Source organism: Microbacterium sp. CCNWLW41 (genome assembly GCF_037083505.1).
On record NZ_JBAOJP010000004.1, the window covers coordinates 477,331 to 495,279 of the forward strand.

16 protein-coding genes are annotated in these 17,949 nt (G+C 68.8%); 6 read left to right on the forward strand and 10 right to left on the reverse strand.

What is annotated here, in order from left to right; genetic code table 11:
- Positions 1-27: 27 nt before the first annotated feature.
- Both V6R91_RS17485 and V6R91_RS17490 read left to right on the forward strand, forming a co-directional pair.
- On the forward strand, positions 28-2,382 hold the full coding sequence (locus V6R91_RS17485) for an excinuclease ABC subunit UvrA (RefSeq protein WP_336396246.1): 2,355 nt from the start codon (positions 28-30) through the stop codon (positions 2,380-2,382).
- 6 nt (positions 2,383-2,388) lie between these two features.
- Positions 2,389-3,201, forward strand: a complete 813-nt coding sequence (locus V6R91_RS17490) for a TrmH family RNA methyltransferase (RefSeq protein WP_336396247.1) — start codon at positions 2,389-2,391, stop codon at positions 3,199-3,201.
- A 35-nt stretch (positions 3,202-3,236) separates the two neighbouring features.
- Here V6R91_RS17490 and V6R91_RS17495 read toward each other — a convergent pair whose 3' ends face one another.
- Both V6R91_RS17495 and V6R91_RS17500 read right to left on the reverse strand, forming a co-directional pair.
- Positions 3,237-3,875: a tyrosine-protein phosphatase gene (locus V6R91_RS17495; protein ID WP_336396372.1), complete on the reverse strand. Its 639-nt coding sequence runs from the start codon at positions 3,873-3,875 to the stop codon at positions 3,237-3,239.
- Between the two features lie 516 nt (positions 3,876-4,391).
- Positions 4,392-4,745: an ArsR/SmtB family transcription factor gene (locus V6R91_RS17500; RefSeq protein WP_231820775.1), complete on the reverse strand. Its 354-nt coding sequence runs from the start codon at positions 4,743-4,745 to the stop codon at positions 4,392-4,394.
- Positions 4,746-4,764: 19 nt separating this feature from the next.
- On the opposite strand from V6R91_RS17500, the gene V6R91_RS17505 reads away from it, so the two are divergent.
- From V6R91_RS17505 to V6R91_RS17515, 3 genes are all read left to right on the forward strand, one after another.
- Positions 4,765-6,150, forward strand: a complete 1,386-nt coding sequence (locus V6R91_RS17505) for an FAD-dependent oxidoreductase (RefSeq protein WP_336396248.1) — start codon at positions 4,765-4,767, stop codon at positions 6,148-6,150.
- Positions 6,151-6,231: 81 nt separating this feature from the next.
- Positions 6,232-6,630, forward strand: a complete 399-nt coding sequence (locus V6R91_RS17510) for an arsenate reductase ArsC (protein ID WP_271062065.1) — start codon at positions 6,232-6,234, stop codon at positions 6,628-6,630.
- 241 nt (positions 6,631-6,871) lie between these two features.
- The gene (locus V6R91_RS17515; RefSeq protein ID WP_336396249.1) at positions 6,872-7,390 is read left to right on the forward strand and encodes a GNAT family N-acetyltransferase; all 519 of its coding nucleotides are present in this window, start codon (positions 6,872-6,874) and stop codon (positions 7,388-7,390) included.
- 22 nt (positions 7,391-7,412) lie between these two features.
- Here the strand turns inward: V6R91_RS17515 and V6R91_RS17520 are convergent, their stop codons facing one another.
- Complete coding sequence (locus V6R91_RS17520) at positions 7,413-8,141, reverse strand: formylglycine-generating enzyme family protein (RefSeq protein ID WP_442928153.1); 729 nt, start codon at positions 8,139-8,141, stop codon at positions 7,413-7,415.
- Positions 8,142-8,216: 75 nt separating this feature from the next.
- Between V6R91_RS17520 and V6R91_RS17525 the strand changes: the two genes are divergently transcribed.
- Positions 8,217-8,717, forward strand: coding sequence for a DUF2127 domain-containing protein (locus V6R91_RS17525; RefSeq protein ID WP_336396251.1), 501 nt, complete (start codon positions 8,217-8,219; stop codon positions 8,715-8,717).
- Positions 8,718-8,729: 12 nt separating this feature from the next.
- On the opposite strand, the gene V6R91_RS17530 is transcribed toward V6R91_RS17525, so the two are convergent.
- From V6R91_RS17530 to polA, 7 genes are all read right to left on the reverse strand, one after another.
- Positions 8,730-9,428, reverse strand: coding sequence for a potassium channel family protein (locus tag V6R91_RS17530; RefSeq protein WP_336396252.1), 699 nt, complete (start codon positions 9,426-9,428; stop codon positions 8,730-8,732).
- Entirely contained in the window at positions 9,421-10,809 is a 1,389-nt protein-coding gene (locus V6R91_RS17535) for a TrkH family potassium uptake protein (protein ID WP_336396253.1), read from the reverse strand. The genes V6R91_RS17530 and V6R91_RS17535 overlap by 8 nt, the downstream gene beginning before the upstream one ends.
- 141 nt (positions 10,810-10,950) lie before the next feature.
- Positions 10,951-11,604, reverse strand: coding sequence for a membrane protein YczE (yczE, locus tag V6R91_RS17540; RefSeq protein WP_336396254.1), 654 nt, complete (start codon positions 11,602-11,604; stop codon positions 10,951-10,953).
- Entirely contained in the window at positions 11,601-12,377 is a 777-nt protein-coding gene (locus V6R91_RS17545) for an SGNH/GDSL hydrolase family protein (RefSeq protein ID WP_271063055.1), read from the reverse strand. Before V6R91_RS17545 ends, yczE begins: the two co-directional genes overlap by 4 nt.
- Positions 12,378-12,450: 73 nt before the next feature.
- Positions 12,451-13,491 carry an LLM class flavin-dependent oxidoreductase gene (locus V6R91_RS17550; protein WP_336396255.1) on the reverse strand — a complete coding sequence of 347 codons (1,041 nt, stop codon included), beginning with the start codon at positions 13,489-13,491 and terminating at the stop codon, positions 12,451-12,453.
- Between the two features lie 93 nt (positions 13,492-13,584).
- Positions 13,585-15,270, reverse strand: coding sequence for a DUF885 domain-containing protein (locus tag V6R91_RS17555; RefSeq protein WP_336396256.1), 1,686 nt, complete (start codon positions 15,268-15,270; stop codon positions 13,585-13,587).
- Positions 15,271-15,290: 20 nt separating this feature from the next.
- A complete protein-coding gene (polA, locus tag V6R91_RS17560) occupies positions 15,291-17,924 on the reverse strand; it encodes a DNA polymerase I (RefSeq protein WP_336396257.1) in 2,634 nt (877 codons plus the stop codon).
- Positions 17,925-17,949 lie beyond the last annotated feature (25 nt).

Below are 17,949 nucleotides of genomic sequence, written 5' to 3' on the forward strand. Positions count from 1 at the left end.
GGCGTCATCACCGAGGAGAGGACGAGGATGCGCGACGAGCACATCGCTGATTCGCACGACACCATCCGGGTGCGCGGCGCCCGGGAGAACAACCTGAAGGACGTCGACGTCGACCTTCCCAAGCGTCGTCTCACCGTGTTCACCGGGGTGTCCGGATCGGGGAAGAGCTCGCTGGTCTTCGACACGATCGCCGCCGAGTCCCGGCGCATGATCGATGAGACCTACAGCGCCTTCCTGCAGGGCTTCATGCCCTCGGTGCCGCGCCCGGACGTCGACGTGCTGGAGGGGCTGACGACCGCGATCATCGTGGATCAGGAACGGCTCGGCGCGAACCCGCGCTCCACCGTGGGCACGGTGACGGACGCGAACGCCATGCTCCGGATCCTGTTCTCGAAGCTGGGGGAGCCGCACATCGGCGGTCCGACCGCGTTCTCCTTCAACATCCCGACGCAGAGGGCCAGCGGCGTCATGACGGGCCCCGGCGGGGAGAAGAAGATCGTCAAGGATGCGATCTACCTGGGCGGGATGTGCCCGCGCTGCGAGGGCAGGGGAGCGGTCTCCGACATCGACCTGTCGCAGGTCGTCGACGAGTCGAAGTCCCTCGACGAGGGCGCGATCATGGTGCCGGGCTACACCGCCGACGGCTGGATGGTGAAGGGCTTCTCCCAGTCGGGCTTCTACCCCGCCGACAAGCCGATCGCGGAGTTCACCGAGAAGCAGCGGCACCTCTTCCTCTACGGCGAGGTGACGAAGGTCAAGATCTCGGGGATCAACATGACGTACGAGGGACTGATCCCGAAGATCACCAAGTCCATGCTCTCCAAGGACCTCGACGCGCTCCAGCCACACATCCGGGCCTTCGTCGAGCGGGTCGCGACGTTCACCACGTGCCCGGAGTGCGAGGGGACCCGGCTCACCGAGGGCGCGCGCTCGTCGAAGATCGAGGGCATCAGCATCGCCGACGCGTGCCGCATGCAGGTCACCGATCTCGCCGCCTGGGTCCGCGGGCTCGACATGCCGGAGGCCGGACCGCTTCTGTCCGCTCTGAGCGCGAACCTCGACGCCTTCGTCACACTCGGTCTGGGATATCTCAGCCTGGATCGGCCGTCGGGAACCCTGTCCGGGGGAGAGGCGCAGCGGATCAAGCTGCTGCGGCATCTCGGGTCGTCCCTCACCGACGTCACCTACGTCTTCGACGAGCCGACGATCGGTCTTCATCCGCACGACATCCAGCGGATGAACGGTCTCCTCGAGCAGCTGCGCGACAAGGGGAACACGGTCCTCGTCGTCGAGCACAAGCCGGAGACGATCGCGATCGCGGACCACGTCGTCGATCTCGGCCCGGGAGCGGGCAATGCGGGAGGGACCATCTGCTTCGAGGGCACCGTGGACGGGCTGCGTCGGAGCGGGACCCTCACCGGCCGCCATCTGGACGATCGTGCCGCGCTCAAGGCGGAGGTCCGTGCCCCTGTGAGCGTCCTGGAGATCCGCGGAGCGAACGAGAACAACCTGCAGGACGTGGACGTCGACGTGCCTCTCGGGGTCCTCACGGTCGTGACGGGCGTGGCCGGCTCGGGCAAGAGCTCGCTCATCCACGGCTCCGTCGCCACGCGGGAGGGCGTCGTGTCGGTCGACCAGAGCGCGATCCGGGGATCCCGGCGGAGCAATCCCGCGACGTACACGGGCATGCTGGAGCCGATCCGCAAGGCGTTCGCGAAGGCGAACGGCGTCAAGCCGGCGCTGTTCAGCGCGAACTCCGAAGGCGCGTGCCCCACGTGCAAGGGGGCCGGTGTGATCGTCACGGAGCTCGGTTTCATGGACACGGTCGAGTCGCCGTGTGAGGACTGCGGCGGAAAGCGCTTCCAGGCGGCGGTGCTCGACTACAAGCTCGCAGGCAAGGACATCACCGAGGTGCTGGAGATGCCCGTGACGGAGGCGAAGGAGTTCTTCGGCGGGGGAGAGGCACGGATCCCTGCCGTCTCGTCCATGCTGGAGCGCCTGGCCGACGTGGGGCTGGGCTACGTGACGCTCGGGCAGCCGCTCTCGACGCTCTCCGGCGGGGAACGGCAGCGGCTCAAGCTCGCGATCCAGATGGTAGACGGCGCCGACGTCTACGTCCTGGACGAGCCGACCACGGGCCTGCACCTCGCGGACGTCGAGAACATGCTCGGGCTGCTGGACCGCCTCGTGGACGCGGGCAAGTCCGTGATCGTGATCGAGCACCACCAGGCGGTCATGGCGCACGCCGACTGGATCATCGATCTCGGCCCCGGTGCCGGTCACGACGGCGGCAAGGTCGTGTTCGAAGGGACACCCGCCGAGATCGTCGCGACCCGGTCGACGCTGACGGGGGAGCACCTGGCCTCTTACGTGGGAGCCTGACGACGAATGGGCGATCTCCGGATCACGGTGCGCAACGCACGGTTCCAGCTCATCGAGGCGCTGGTGCACAATCGCAGCCGGCGCCTGCGCGAGCGGCGCTTCGTCGTCCAGGGCGTCCGGCCGATCAGCCAGGCCATCGCTCACGGCTGGACGATCGAGACGCTCATCCGCGATGGGGACCGTCCCCTGTCGGAATGGGCGTCGGAGGCTCTGGGGCACGCGGGCGAGGTGATCCGGATGAGCGGGGAGCTGCTCGCGGAGCTCTCCGGGAAGGAGGCCGGCGCGAGCGAACTGGTCGCCATCGTGACGATGCCGGACGACACCCTGAGCCGGATCCCCGTGCCGGAGGCCTTCCTCGGCATGGTGTTCGACCGTCCGACGCAGCCGGGGAACATCGGCGCCATCCTGCGGTCCATGGACGCGTTCGGCGGCCACGGCCTCGTGGTGTCGGGTCACGCGGCCGACCCGTACGATCCGAAGTCCGTCCGCGCGTCGACGGGCTCCCTGTTCGCGACGCCGGTGGTGCGCGCGCCGGCTCACGGCGCGGTCATGGACTGGGTCGCGCAGGCTCGGGCATCGGGCACACCGGTGACTCTCGTCGCGACCGACGAAGACGGCGACGTCGACATCTGGGACCACGATCTGACCGGGCCGACCCTCGTGCTGATCGGCAACGAGACGACGGGGCTCGCCCGGGGCTGGCGCGAGGCAGCGGACGTGACGGTCCGGATTCCCATGCGCGGCTCGGCGAGCTCGCTCAACGCCGCCAACGCGGCGTCCCTCCTGCTCTACGAAGCCGCGCGCCAGCGAGCCCACTGACGGAAGCAGGGAAGCACGCCTCTCGCGGGTGTCGGTCAGCGCCCGGGGACGGAGCCTCGCCAGGTCTCGATCGCGATCCGCGACTCTGGCGCGAGATGTCCACGGGCGAACCAGGCGTCGAGGTCCAGGTTCTCGTACATCTCACGGAACGCGGAGCCTGCGGTGTGGCCGAACCGGCGGAGGACCTCGCGACGTTCATCCGCGTGGAACGGGCGCCCGTGGAGGGCCGCCATGGCGTCGGCGTTGTCGAAGGAGCCGAGGTAATCCGAGCCGGCCGCATCCGCCGTGACATCGAGGGCTCGAAGCAGCACCGCGGCGACGAGGCCGGTCCGGTCCCAGCCGGCCGCACAGTGGAAGAGCACGGCGCCGTCATCGGCGGTCGCGATCGCGTTCAGGACAGTGGCGAGCCTGTCCGGAAGCGTCCGGAGGTGGTCGAGGTAGTAGAGCGGCGTGCCCCAACGCCCGTCTTCTTCGTAAGTCCTCCAGAAGGCGGCGTCGTCCCCGTCGAGGTCCACACGGAGGTGGTTCATCCTCGACGGGACATACGCGGTGTGCTCATCGGGGCGTCGCAGATCGATCACCGTCCGCACGCCGTGCGCGTGAAGCGCTGCCCAGCCTGCATCATCCAGGCGATCAAGTGCCTCGGTGCGCACGAAGACGCCCGCGGGGGTGATCGTCCCATCGGCGCGGTCGAGGCCCCCGAGATCTCGGGCATTGGCGAGTCCAGGGATTCGCAGGCGGCGCGGCATGCGCACCAGTCTGTCATCGTCGGCGGAGCGTCCGCTGATGTCACGTCGGAAGGCTGTTGTTGACGGCGCTGACGGAGATCGCCGTCACACGCGGTTTGCCCTCGCTGGACCTGAGGACCCGTCCGTCGCGTGTGGCCGCGCCGCCTCTGAGAACACGGCCCCTTCGAGCCGGCGCACCTCGATGGCCGAATCTCCGATAATGCACATTATGTCAGGTTGAAAATGGCTTGTTCTCGCCGGCTGCGAACACGACACCCGCTGCAACTTCCCTACTCCAGCCCTGAAACGCAGCATGCACGATGAGATCTAGGACTCCGTCGGGTGGGTTAGCGCCCTGTCGAATTCCGCCGGTATTTATCCGTTGATCTGGGATTCTTGGAAGCGACTTGCGCCCCGTTCGCGAAACGAGCGAATCATTCGCACTTCATGCGAGAGCTGATGTCAGGTGGTCTCCAGCATGCGCGTCACACCGTCCAGCGCGTCCGACACCAGCCGGTAATACGCCCAGGTCCCCCGCTGGGACCGCGTGAGGAAGCCCGCGGTCATGAGGACCTTGAGGTGATGGGACACGGTCGGCTGGGAAAGCCCGACCGGGTCGATCAGGTCGCACACGCACGCTTCCTGGCCCTCGCTCGATGCGACGATCGACAGCAACCGCAGCCGGGCCGGATCCGCGAGCGCCTTCAGTCGCGCGGCAAGCTGCTCAGCGTCCTCTTGGCCGAGCGGTTCCTTCACGAGCGGCGCGCAGCACGCGGTCGTCGCGGTGACGTCGGTGACTTCGAGCATCGTGACCATGCATCGATACTAATCGATATTGACACTCGTCGATAGATGCGGTCATACTTGCATCGACGTTCATCGATATGTGGAGGTTCTGATGGTGACGATGCTGGATCTGACCCCGAGAGTCGCGGTCTCGGATCGGCTGGCGACGCTGCCGGTCGTGATCATCGGCGCGGGCCCGATCGGGCTCGCCGCGGCGGCGAACTTGGCCGAGCGGGGCATCGATTTCACGATCCTCGAAGCCGGCGACCGGATCGCACACTCGATCCAGCTCTGGGGCCACACCCGCCTGTTCTCCCCCTGGAAGCACCTCGTCGACCCCGCGTCTCGCCGGCTGCTGGAGGCGACGGGTTGGGTGATGCCGGCCGCGGAGGGGCGCGCCCCGACCGGGCAGGAACTCGTCGACGACTACCTGATCCCGCTCGCGGATCTTCCCGAGATCGGGTCGCGGATCCAGTTCGGCGCCCGGGTGGTCGCCGTGTCGCGGGAGGGCATGGACCGCACCCGCACCGCGGGGCGCGCGCAGGCCCCGTTCCTGCTGCGCATCCAGCACCAGAACGGACAGATCACCGAGGCGACGGCCCGGGCGGTGATCGACGCGTCCGGCACCTACACGTCCCCGAATCCGCTCGCCTCGTCCGGGCTCGCCCCGCTTGGCTTCGACATGGTCTCCGACGGGGTCCTGCATGCGCTCCCCGATGTCCTCGGCGCGGACCGAGCACGGTTCGCCGGTCGGCACACGGTCGTGGTCGGGGCGGGGCATTCGGCGGCGAATACGCTCATCGCGCTCGGGAAACTCGCCCGCGAGGAGCCGGGCACCGGGGTGACCTGGGCGATCCGCAACCCCTCCGCGATCCGCGTGTCCTCGTCTCCCGATGACGAGCTGCCGGACCGGGCGAAGCTCGGCACCCGCACCGAGCGCCTCATCGCCTCAGGTCTCGTGACTGTGGTCGATTCGTTCGAGATCTCCCGCGTCGAATCCCAGGGTGACGGAATCCGCCTGATCGGCACCCGCCGCGGGGAGTCAGCACTTCTGGACGCAGATCTCGTGGTGAACGCGACCGGGTTCCGTCCCGACCTGCACATGCTGCGCGAAGTCCGGATCGACCTGGACGACATCGTCGAAGCCCCGCGCCAGCTGGCGCCGCTGATCGACCCGAACGTCCACTCCTGCGGCACGGTCGAGCCACACGGGTTCCGAGAGCTCACGCACCCGGAGCCGGGGTTTTTCATCGTCGGGATGAAGTCCTACGGCCGCGCCCCCACGTTCCTGCTCGCTACCGGCTACGAGCAGGTCCGCTCCGTCACCGCCTGGATCGACGGCGACCTGGCCGCCGCGTCCCGAGTCGCTCTCGCCCTTCCCGCGACCGGGGTCTGCTCCACCAGCGACACCACCGCCGGATCCTGCTGCTCATGACCCAGATCAGCCCCATGGCCGCGCCTCCCCGCGACAGCACCCCCTGACCACTCCCCTCGCCTGCCGGAACGAAGGAACCCCATGTCCACACCCACCGTCCTGTTCGTCTGCGTCCACAACGCCGGCCGCTCTCAGATGGCCGCCGGCTACCTGCAGCACCTTGCCGGCGAACGCGTCGATGTCCGCTCCGCCGGATCCGAGCCCAAAGACCAGATCAATCCGGTCGCCATCCAAGCCATGGCAGAGGAAGGCATCGACATCACCGCGAACGCGCCGAAGCTGCTCACCGTCGACGCGGTAAGACAGGCCGACGTCGTGATCACGATGGGCTGCGGCGACGCCTGCCCGGTCTTCCCCGGCAAACGCTACGAGGACTGGGAGCTTGACGATCCCGCCGGGCAGAACATCGACGCCGTCCGCTCGATCCGCGACGAGATCCGCGCCCGCGTGAGCGTCCTCGTCGATGAGCTGCTTCCCTAGCGGGTTCGCCGTTCGGGAGTTCGCATTCACGCCACCAAGGGTCAGGAGACCGCTCCTCTGACGCGGGATGGTCTGTGGCCCGGCCGCGAACGGTTCGCGGCCGCTGCGCGCCACTGCCCCGCCGTGAGCTCGGCGTCTACAGCTTCCGAACGCTCGCCTCTATGCGACGGATGTCCGAGCGCAGCCCCGAACGACATAAGACGCCGAAGGGGCGCTTCTCCCCTGCTTCGAAAGGACGCACATGGCGCATGCTGAGCCGGACGCCCCCGGACGGCGGATCCATGTCACGACGGCGGCGCCGACGGAGCGGCACGCGCGATCCATATGGGACTGCTACCGCACGGTCTTCGGCAACGCGCCGGACTACTCGGTCTGGGTCGAGGAAACGCTCCGACGGCATGCGCGCCGCGACGGTTTCCGCCTGGTGAGCGCGACGGACGGCTCCGCGGTCACAGGCTTCGCTTGGCGATATATCGGTTATCGAGGTCAGTACTGGACCGATCTCGCGGCGACGTGGCTCGGCAGGCACTTCGAGTTCGTCGAGCTCGGCGTCGCACCCGAGCGACGCCGGCACGGCCTCGGCCAGGCGCTGCACGACGCTCTTCTCCGGGGCGTCGATCGGCCGTGTCTGCTGAGCACCATCGACGAGCCGTCGGATCCCGCGGTGCGCCTGTACGTCCGATCCGGGTGGCGACGTCTGGGCGTCCTGACGCCAGGCCGCCAGATCATGGGGCGCCTGCCGGAGCGGACGGCCCGCTGACCGCAGCCTCGACGCCAGGGCGTCAGCGGCGTGGGGTCCACCCCATCGGCAGCGTGCCGGAGGTCTCGGCACGTTCCCGGTCGGCGCGCGCCGACCAGCCCTGAGCTTCGCCCTCGCCGTCGAACCCGCCTCGGGCGACGCGGAACCCTACGTCCTCATGATGCATGCGCGGTGCCCCTCCCCGCCGGGTGGACGCCCGCACGCTCCAGGCCTCGTCGGCGAACCCTCCCCCGCGGAACACGCGATAGTCGTCGTATCGCGCCGGATCGAGGAGATCCCAGCACCATTCCCACACGTTTCCGAGCGTGTCGAAGAGGCCGAAGACGTTGGGCATCCTCCCGCCCACGTCCTGCGGCGTCCGGACTCCGTCGCGGGCCGTCCAGGCGACGTCGACGAGCGGACCGTGGTGCGGCCCGACGGAACCCGCACGGCAGGCGTACTCCCACTCGGCCTCGGTCGGCAGGCGGAAACCGTCGGCCGACACGTCCCAGTGCACGCTGTCGCCGTCGAAGCGATACGCGGGCTCGAGCCCCTCCCACTCTGACGCGGCGTTGCAGAAGCGAATCGCGCGCAGCCAGGGCACATCGACCGCGGGGCGTCGCGGATGCTGGGCGACGATCCCGAGGAACTCGCCCAGCTGTTCCTCGGTCACCGGGAACGTGCCGATCTCGAAGGACTCCAGATCCACCGTCCATCGACGGCGTCGACGCTGGTCGTGCAGCTCCACCCTGCCGGCCGGAAGAGCGGTCATCTCGATGTCGGGCACCCCGGAACCCTATCCGACAGGCACGTACGGGGTCGTCACCGGGGTCGATACCATCGCGCTATGAAGGTCTCCCCGCAACATCGCGTGCTCGACCGGGTGTTCGAGGTCAGCATCATTCTCAAAGGGATCAACGGCGTCCTCGAGCTGGTGGGCGGGATCGCCCTGCTGTTCATCGATCCCGTGTGGGTGCGCACGTGGTGGACCGGGCTCACGGCTCACCTGGTCGTCGGGCATGAGCACTCGCCCCTGTGGCAGTGGTTCGTTCATCTGGCGGATGCGCTGGACACGAAGGCCACCGTGTTCGCCGCGGTGTACCTGCTCCTGCACGGGATCATCAAGGTGGTCCTCGTCTGGGCGCTGCTTCGGGAGAAGCTCTGGGCCTACCCGTGGATGATCGTCGCCCTGGGGGTCTTCATCGCATATCAGTGCTACGAACTCGCCGTCCACTTCAGCTGGTGGATGCTCGCGCTGACCGTGTTCGACCTGTTCATCGTCGCGCTGACGCTGCGGGAGTGGCAGCTGCACCGCCGCCGGGTGACCGCCGCCGTGATCGCGGGCTGACCGGCCGGAGCACTACGGGAGCTGGGCGAACTGCTCCGCCTTCTCCGTCGGCCCCACGACGAGGATCGTGTCACCGTCGACGAGCACGGTCGCGTTGTCGGCGTTCCGCCACGGCTCTTCTCCGTGCTGGAAGGCCGCCACCGTGATCCCGTGCGACGCCCGGACCCCGGTGTCCCCGAGGCGTCGGCCATGCAGAAGCGATGGTGCCGCGGTCTTCACGAGGGCGTACCCCGGAGCGACCTCGATGAAGTCGAGCGCCGCGCCGCGGACCAGGTGGGCCACCCGGCGCCCCATGTCCTTCTCCGGGTAGATCACGTGGTGCACGCCGAGCTGCTCCAGGATCAGTCCGTGCCGATCGTCGACCGCCTTCGCCCAGATCACCGGGATTCCCATGCTGAGCAGCACCGAGCACGTGAGGATGGACGCGGACACGTCGTCGCCGATCGCCACCACGACGCGGTCGAACTCGTCGATCGCCAGCTGGCGGAGCGCCTCCTCCCTCGTCGCATCCGCGCGGACGACCTGGGTCAGCTCACCGTTGTGCGCCTGCACCAGGTCTTCCGACAGATCGACGCCGAGGACCTCGGTCCCGCCGCCCATCAGCTCGAGCGCCAGGGCGCTGCCGAATCGTCCGAGGCCGATCACGGCGACCGAGTCGGCTTCCGCGATGCGCCGGGGCGCACCGGATGCGAAGAGCGAGAACTTAGCCAATGGCGGGCCTTTCCTTGGGGAGTTCGTAGAGCACGCGACGCTCGCGCAACGCGATCGCCGTTCCGAGCGTCAGGGGGCCGAGGCGTCCGAGGAACATGAGCAGCACGAGGATCAGCTTCGCCGCGGCGGGAAGGTCCGCGGTGATCCCGGTCGAGAGCCCGACCGTGCCGAACGCGGACACCGACTCGAACAGCACCCGGTCGAGATCCATGCCGGTGATGAGAAGCAGCGCGGCGGTTCCCGCGATGACCGCGGCCACGGCGATGAGGACGACCGTGATCGCCTGACGATGAACCGCGCGGCTGAGCCTTTTGCCGAAGATGTTCACCGCCGGGTCGCCGCGGAGCTCCGTCAGCATGATGAAGAACAGCACCGCGAACGTGGTGATCTTGATGCCGCCCGCCGTTCCCGCCGGCCCTCCCCCGATGAACATGAGCACATCCATCCCGAGCCAGCTCGCATCGTGCATGGCTCCGATGTCGATGGAGTTGAAGCCGGCGGTGCGAGTCTGGACGGACTGGAAGAACGCGGCGAGGACCCGTGCGCCCGGGTCGAGAGAGCCCAGCGTCCGCGGGTTCGTCCATTCGATCGCCCCGAGGTACACCGTTCCGAGCACGAGCAGGACGACGGTTCCGGAGACCACCAGTTTGGTGTTCATCGTCCAGTGCAGTGGCCGGCGGAACTCCTTGCGCAGCTGCATGATCACCGGGAAGCCGAGACCGCCCAGGATGATCGCCCCCGCGAGCGGGAGACAGATGAACGGGTCCGAGACGAAGCTCATGAGGTTGTCACTGAACAGCGCGAACCCGGCGTTGTTGAACGAGGACACGGACAGGAACGCGGCATGCCCCAGTGCCTCCCCCGCGCCGTATCCGTAGCCCCAGACGAACCGCAGCCACAGAAGCACGGCGACGGTCGCCTCGATGCTCACCGTGATCGTGACGATGCCGCGCACGAGACCGCGGATGTCGGCGAAACCCGTGGCCTTCGTCTCCGACGCCGTGTTCACGCGTGCGCGGACCGACAGCTTCCGCGCGAGGACGAGACCGATCAACGAGGCGCAGATCATGATGCCGAGACCACCGAACTGGATCAGGGCGATGATGACCACCTGTCCGAACGGCGTCCAGTAGGTCGCCGTATCCACCGTGGTCAGCCCGGTGACGCACACCGCGGAGGTCGCCGTGAACAGTGCATCCACGAGGTCGGCGCCGCCCGGCCCGCGCTTCGAGAACGGCAGCATGAGCAGGACGGTCCCGACGGCGATCGCCGTGGCGAAGCCGATGACCACGATCTGCGCCGGCTGGAGCGTGCGGCGTGGCCGCACCCGCGGGCGGATGCGGGTGCGCGACGAGCGGATCTGCACTGCGCCACTGTACATCCTCGGCGTTCACTCCCCCGGCCCGGTGGGGGTAGCGTCGCGGCAGTCGCCGTACGGAGGGACCTCGCTCCGACGGACCGCATCCGGTGCGTCGTCCGCCGGGACACACGATCAGCGCCGCGGCGGTCGGCGGGAAGGGCGTCAGGCGGGCCGGGGCGTGCCGGGCGCCGCATCCGTACCGGGCACTCCCCCGGCGAGCCGCACCGTGAAGATGCGGAGGAAGAGCTGGCAGAGCGGACCGACGAGCAGCGCGAACGCCACCGTCCCGGCGCCCACCGTGCCGCCGAGGATCCAGCCGATCGCGACCACGACCACCTCGATGCCGGTGCGCACGATCCAGATCGGCCACCCCGTGCGACGGTGCAGCCCGGTCATCAGCCCGTCTCGGGGCCCGGGACCGAAATGCGCACCGATGTAGAGCCCGGTGGCCGCCGCCAGCACCAGCAGACCGACGAGGAACAGGAGGATCTGCACCCACAGATCCTCCGCGACGGGGATCACCAGGAACCCGACGTCCGCGGCGGGCCCCACCAGGAGCGCGTTGAGCAGGGTGCCGACCCCCGGGCGCTGGCGGATCGGGATCCACAGCAGGAGGACGACGATGCTGACGAGGATCGTGATGGCGCCGAACGTCAGCGGCACGTGATGCGAAAGCCCCTGGCTGAGCACGTCCCACGGTGCGGCGCCGAGGCCGGCGCGGACGATAAACGCGATGCCGATCCCGTAGAGGAACAGGCCGACGACGAGCTGGGTGATCCTGCGCGGGAGTCGTCGACCGGCGAACCGGCCGGTCACGCCGCATCCGTGCGGCCGCGCGGCGTGACCTCCACCCAGGCAGGATGCTTGGGCGGGCGGCCGTCGCCGGAGGACCGCCCGGTGAGGCGACGACCGATCCACGGGCCGACGTGCGCCCGGTAGTACTGCCAGGACGTCATCGCCGCGCGCGCCGCGGCCTCCGAGGGGCGCCACCAGGACTCCGGCGGTTCGAGCCCCAGCGCCTCCAGGACGCGTGCGGCCACGCGGTGATGGCCGTACGCGTTCATGTGCAGGCGGTCGTCGGCCCAGTACTGCGACGCGCTGAGCTCCCGATCCGGCCAGTTCAGAGCGCGGATCACGTCCGGGCGATCCTGGATCCTCCGGAGGACCGCCGCGGAGAGCTCGTCCCCGCGGCGCTGGATCAGGTCCCCCATCGGCAACTGCCCCGACGGATTGGCTCCGGACAGGACGATCAGCGTCGTCCCTGTCTCGTCGCATCGGCGCAGCACGCGGGTGAACGCGTCCGCGATGTGCTCGACGTCCGTCCGGGGACGGAGCATGTCGTTGCCGCCGGCATTGAACGACAGATGCGTGGGTCCCAGCGCCAGCGCCGGCTCCAGCTGCTCCTCCACGACGGGCCACGCGAGCTTTCCGCGGATCGCGAGGTTCGCATAGGAGATCGGTGCGCCGATCTGATCCGCCCATCCCTGCGCGACGAGATCCGCCCAGCCGCGCACGCGGCCGTCCGGCAGCTCGTCGCCCACCCCCTCGCTGAAGGAGTCTCCGATGGCGACATAGCGGACGGCGGTCATCCTCTCAGCCTACGGCGTGGGAGGAGCCTGAGGATGCGCGCGGTGCCGGTCGCTGGGCGCCGTCCGCGCCCGATCAAGCGTCCGCGAGTAGACGCCGGACCCGAGGGATGACCTCGGTCCCGTAGAGCTCGATGCTGCGCATCATTGCCTCGTGCGAGAGCGTCCCCGTGGCGTACTTGAGGTCGAACCGACCGATCCCCAGCGTCGTGATCGTGTCCGCGATCTTCCGCGCGACGCGATCCGGAGAGCCGCTGTAGACCGCGCCTGCGGGACCCACCTCCTGCTGGAACTGCGCCCTGCTGTACGGACCCCAGCCGCGTTCCGCCCCGATGGTGTTGCGCATCTCTTCGAAGCCGGGGTACGCGGTGTCCCAGGCCTCGTCGTCCGTGTCCGCGATGTGACCGGGCGAATGCACCGAGACGGGGTGCTCTGTCGTGCCGAAGCTGCGCACGGAGCGGTGGTACAGGTCGACGAACGGGCGGAACCTCGCCGCCGGCCCGCCGATGATCGCCAGCATCAGACCGAGGCCATGACGCGCGACCCGGACCACGGACTCCGGGCTGCCGCCCACGCCCACCCAGGTGCGCAGCCCGTTCGCGGTCTTGGGGTGCACATCGGCGTTCTCCAGCGGGGCGCGCATCGTCCCCGACCAGGTCACCGGCTCCTCCTTGAGGAGCTCGACGAACAGCGCCAGCTTCTCCTCGAACAGGGTGTCGTAGTCACGCAGGTCGTAACCGAACAACGGAAAGGACTCCACGAACGATCCCCGGCCCAGGACCACTTCTGCACGCCCGTCCGACAGCGCGTCGAGTGTGGCGAAGCGTTCGTAAACGCGGACGGGGTCGTCCGACGAGAGCACGGTGACGGCGGTGCCGAGGCGGATCCGGGAGGTCCGGGCGGCGATCGAGGCCAGCACCATCTCGGGCGACGACACCGCGAACTCGGGGCGATGATGCTCCCCGATGCCGAAGAAGTCCACGCCGACGGCGTCAGCGAGCTCGGCCTCGGCGACGATGTTGCGGATGGTCTCCGCAGCGGTGAGCAGCTCCCCCTCGGGTGTGCGGCTCACGTCTCCGAACGTGTCCAGCCCGAACTCGATGTCCTTCGCGTCCATGGATCGCCCTTCCTATTCAGGTGCATAAACCTCGGGAAGGGCCCGCGCATTCCCGCTGCCGGCGGTGAGTCCTGGCAGCGGGAACGCATCGGCTCACCCCGCGTCGAAGACCGAGCGCAGGGTGTCGAGGCCGACCCCACCGATGTCGAGCGCCCGCTTGTGGAACGCCTTGATGTCGAACGCGTCGCCCTCGGCCGCCTTGACGTGATCGCGGACCTGCTCCCAGATGCGCTGGCCGACTTTGTAAGAGGGCGCCTGCCCGGGCCAGCCGAGGTAGCGGTTCACCTCGAACTGCCGGAACTCGTCCGACATGTTCACGTTCCGGCGCATCATGTCGAGGGCGTAGTCGTGGTCCCAGACCCCCTCGCCGTCCAGACGGGGCTTGCGCAGGTGGACGCCGATGTCGAGGACCACGCGCAGGGCCCGCATTCGCTGTCCGTCCAGCATGCCCAGCCGATCGGCCGGATCGTCGAGGTAGCCGAGCTGCTCCATGAGCCGCTCGGCGTACAGCGCCCAGCCCTCCGCGTGGCCGGAGGTGCCCGCGAGCACCCGGCGCCAGGTGTTCAGATCGGCGCGATTGTAGGTCGCCTGCGCGATCTGCAGATGATGGCCGGGAACGCCCTCGTGGTAGACCGTGGTGAGCTCGCGCCAGGTGTCGAACTCGGTGACGCCCTCGGGGACGGACCACCACATGCGGCCCGGACGGGAGAAGTCGTCCGTCGGACCGGTGTAGTAGATGCCGCCCTCCTGAGTCGGCGCGATCATGCACTCCAGCCGTCGGATCTGCTCCGGGATGTCGAAGTGCGTCGCCCCGAGCTCGGCGATCGCCCGGTCGCTCGTCTCCTGCATCCAGCGCTGCAGAGCCTCGGTGCCGACGAGCTTGCGCGCGGGATCCGCCTCGAGGTGCGCGACGGCCTCCTCCACGGTCGCGCCGGGCAGGATCTCGTGCGCGATCGCCGTCTGCTCGGCGATCATCCGATCGAGCTCCTCGCGCCCCCATTCGTAGGTCTCGTCCAGGTCGACCGTGGCCCCCAGGAACCTCCGGGACGCGAGCGCGTACAGCTCCCGGCCGACGGCGTCATCGTCTGCCGCGACCGGTGCGAGCTCCGTCGTGAGGAACGTGCGCAGCTCGTCGTAGGCCACGCGCGCGGCGGCCGAGCTCTCCCCCAGCTCACGGGCGAGGGACGCCGGAAGCTGCCCGGTCTCGGGCGCCGCTTCGGCGACGAAGCCCGCGAAGAAGCCGTCGTCGGCCGTGTAGCGGGCGATCTGGGTGGCCACCTCGACGACCTGTCGACGTGCGGGGACGACGCGCTGCGCGATCCCTTCACGCAGGGTCGCCACATATCCGCCGAGCGCTTCGGGAACGGCGGACAGACGCTCGGCGATCACCGCCCAGTCATCCGCCGTGGCCGTCGGCATGAGGTCGAACGCCTGACGGAAGTCCTGCGCGGCCGACGCGATGACGTTGAGGTCGCGCAGGTGCCACCGGGCGGCGTCGAACTCGAGTTCGAGGCGCAGTTCGGCGCTCAGGTCCGCTTTCGTGACCTCGTCCACGTGGTCCGTAGGCTCCAGGGCATCGAGCTCGTCGAGGGCGCGCCGGATCTGTTCGATCGTGTGCGCGTGACCGTCGGGGCTCAGATCGTCCAGCCGGCCGTTGGCCTCGTTGCGGCCGATGTAGGTCGCCAGGGTCGGCGAGAGCTCGACGAGCGTGTCCACCCACTTCTCGGCCACCTGGTCGATGGCCGAAGGGGTGCGCGGGGCGGGTGTCTGTTCCGTCATGGACACGAGCGTAGCGCCGGTCAGTGCGCGGCCTCGTTCCAATCCGCTCCGCGTCCGACCTGCACGTCGAGGGGTACCGACAGCGTCGCAGCGCCGCTCATGCGGTCGCGCACGATCTCCTCGACCGCGTTCCACTCCCCCGGCGCGACCTCGACCACCAGTTCGTCGTGGATCTGCAGGAGCACGCGGGATCCGAGTCCACGGTCGAGAAGATCCGCGTGGATCCGGAACAGTGCGATCTTCATGATGTCGGCGGCGCTGCCCTGGATGGGCGCGTTGAGGGCGGCGCGCTCGGCGTTCTCGCGCAGGACGCGGTTGGGGCTGGAGAGGTCAGGGAAGGGACGGCGGCGGCCGAAGATCGTCTCCGTGTACCCGACCTCCTTCGCCGCCATCACCGACGCGCGAAGGTAGTCGCGGACCGCGCCGAAACGGGCGAAGTACTCGAGCATGAGCTGCTTGGCCTCGGCCTGCTCGATGCGCAGCTGCTTGGACAGCCCGAACGCGCTCAGACCGTACACGAGGCCGTAGGACATCGCCTTGACTTTGGTGCGCATCGCGGCGGTCACATCCTGCGGATCGACGCCGAAGACACGCGCGCCGACGAAACGATGCAGATCCTCGCCGGAGTTGAACGCCTCGATGAGCCCCTCGTCGCCGGAGAGGTGCGCCATGATCCGCATCTCGATCTGCGAGTAGTCCGCGGTGAGCAGAGACTCGAACCCGTCGCCCACTTCGAACGCGGCGCGGATCCGGCGTGACTCCTCGGTGCGCACCGGGATGTTCTGCAGGTTCGGGTCCGTGCTCGACAGGCGGCCCGTCTGGCTCCCGGTCTGCACGTAGGTGGTGTGGATCCGCCGATCCTCACGGATCGCGGTGTCCAGCGACTCGATGATCTGGCGCAGCTTCGTGGCCTCGCGATGCTGCAGGAGCAAGCCCAGGAACGGGTGGGGGTTCACCTCCTGCAGGTCGGCGAGGACCGCCGCGTCCGTGGAGTAGCCGGTCTTCGTCTTGCGGGTCTTCGGGAGCTGGAGGTCCTCGAAGAGCACCTCCTGCAACTGCTTCGGCGAACCCAGGTTCACCTCCCGCCCGATGATCCCGAAGGCCTCCTGGGCGATGCGGTCGGCCCGCTCCCCGAGCTCCTTCGAGAACGACGACAGCTTGTCGTGGGAGACCGAGACACCGGCCAGTTCCATGTCCGCCAGCGCCAGCAGCGTGGGCAGCTCGATCTCCCGCAGCACCCGATCGACGTCCTCGGGAAGGTCCTCACGCAGGGCGGCGATGACGCGCTGGGTGAACCACGACAGCTGCGCGGGCGTGGCGCCCTCGGTCTCCGGGACGAGCTGGCTCGGATCCGCGACGGGCAGCTTCTCGCCCAGGTAGCGGTCCACGAGGTCCGCGAGAGTCTTGTCCGGGAAGCTGGGGCGAAGAAGCCACCCGGCGAGCCCGGCATCGTAGGCGAGGCCCCTGAGCCGGACGCCCGCGGTCCGCAGCGCCTTCACCTGCGGCTTCGCATCGTGGAAGAGCTTCGGTGCGTCGGATTCCAGCCAGGGCTGAAGGGAGGCCCGCACGGCATCGCTCCAGTCCGTCTCCACGAGGTCGTCACCGGAGGACAGGCCCACGCGCGACGGCACGCCGGCGGCGGCGGTCAGCGTCACGGCGACCTCGCCGCTCACCCCGGAGATCCAGTCGGCGAGCACGGCGGCGTCGACCTCGCGGGCGCCCGGCACGCTCACCTGCGTGGCCGGGTCCTCATGCGACTCGCCGTCCGTCATCGCCTCGAAGACGCGCGGGAGGAGAGTCCGGAACTCCAGGCGCGCGAAGATGTCCCGCACCGCCTGGGCATCGATCGGCGTGACCGCGAGGTCCGCAGGGCCCACCGGCAGCTCGACGTCGCGGAGCAGTCGGTTCAGCCGGCGGTTGCGCCGGACGTCGTCGATGTGATCGCGGAGGTTCCCACCCACCACGCCCTTGATCTCGTCGGCCCTGCGGAGGAGCTCGTCCAGCGAGCCGAACTGCGTGAGCCACTTGACCGCGGTCTTCTCGCCCACTTTGGGCACCCCGGGCAGGTTGTCGCTCGTCTCGCCGACCAGGGCGGCGATGTCCGGATACTGCTCCGGGCGGACGCCGTAGCGCTCCTGGACGGTGACGGGGTCGTAGCGCTTGAGCTGAGACACCCCCTGCACAGAGGGATACAGCAGCGTCACCTCGTCGGTGACCAGCTGGATCGTGTCCCTGTCACCGGAGACCACGAGCACGTCATAGCCCTGCTCGGCCCCCTGCGTCGCCAGCGTGGCGAGGATGTCGTCCGCCTCGAACTGCTCCTTCGTGAGGACGGGGATCGACATCGCGGCCAAGCAGTCCTGAAGAAGCGGGATCTGACCGCGGAACTCCTGCGGCGTCTCGGAGCGGGTTGCCTTGTACTCGGCGTACTCCTCGGTGCGGAAGGACTGGCGTGACGTGTCGAAGGCGATCGCCATGTGCGTCGGCCGCTCGGCCTTGATGAGGTTGACCAGCATCGAGAGGAAGCCGTAGATGGCGTTGGTGTGCTGGTTGTCCTTGGTCGTGAAGTTCTCGACCGGGAGCGCGAAGAACGCGCGGTAGGCGAGCGAATGGCCGTCCACGACCATGAGGGTAGGCTTTGCGGAGTCCGTCACCCTGCCAGCCTAACGAGGAGCACGG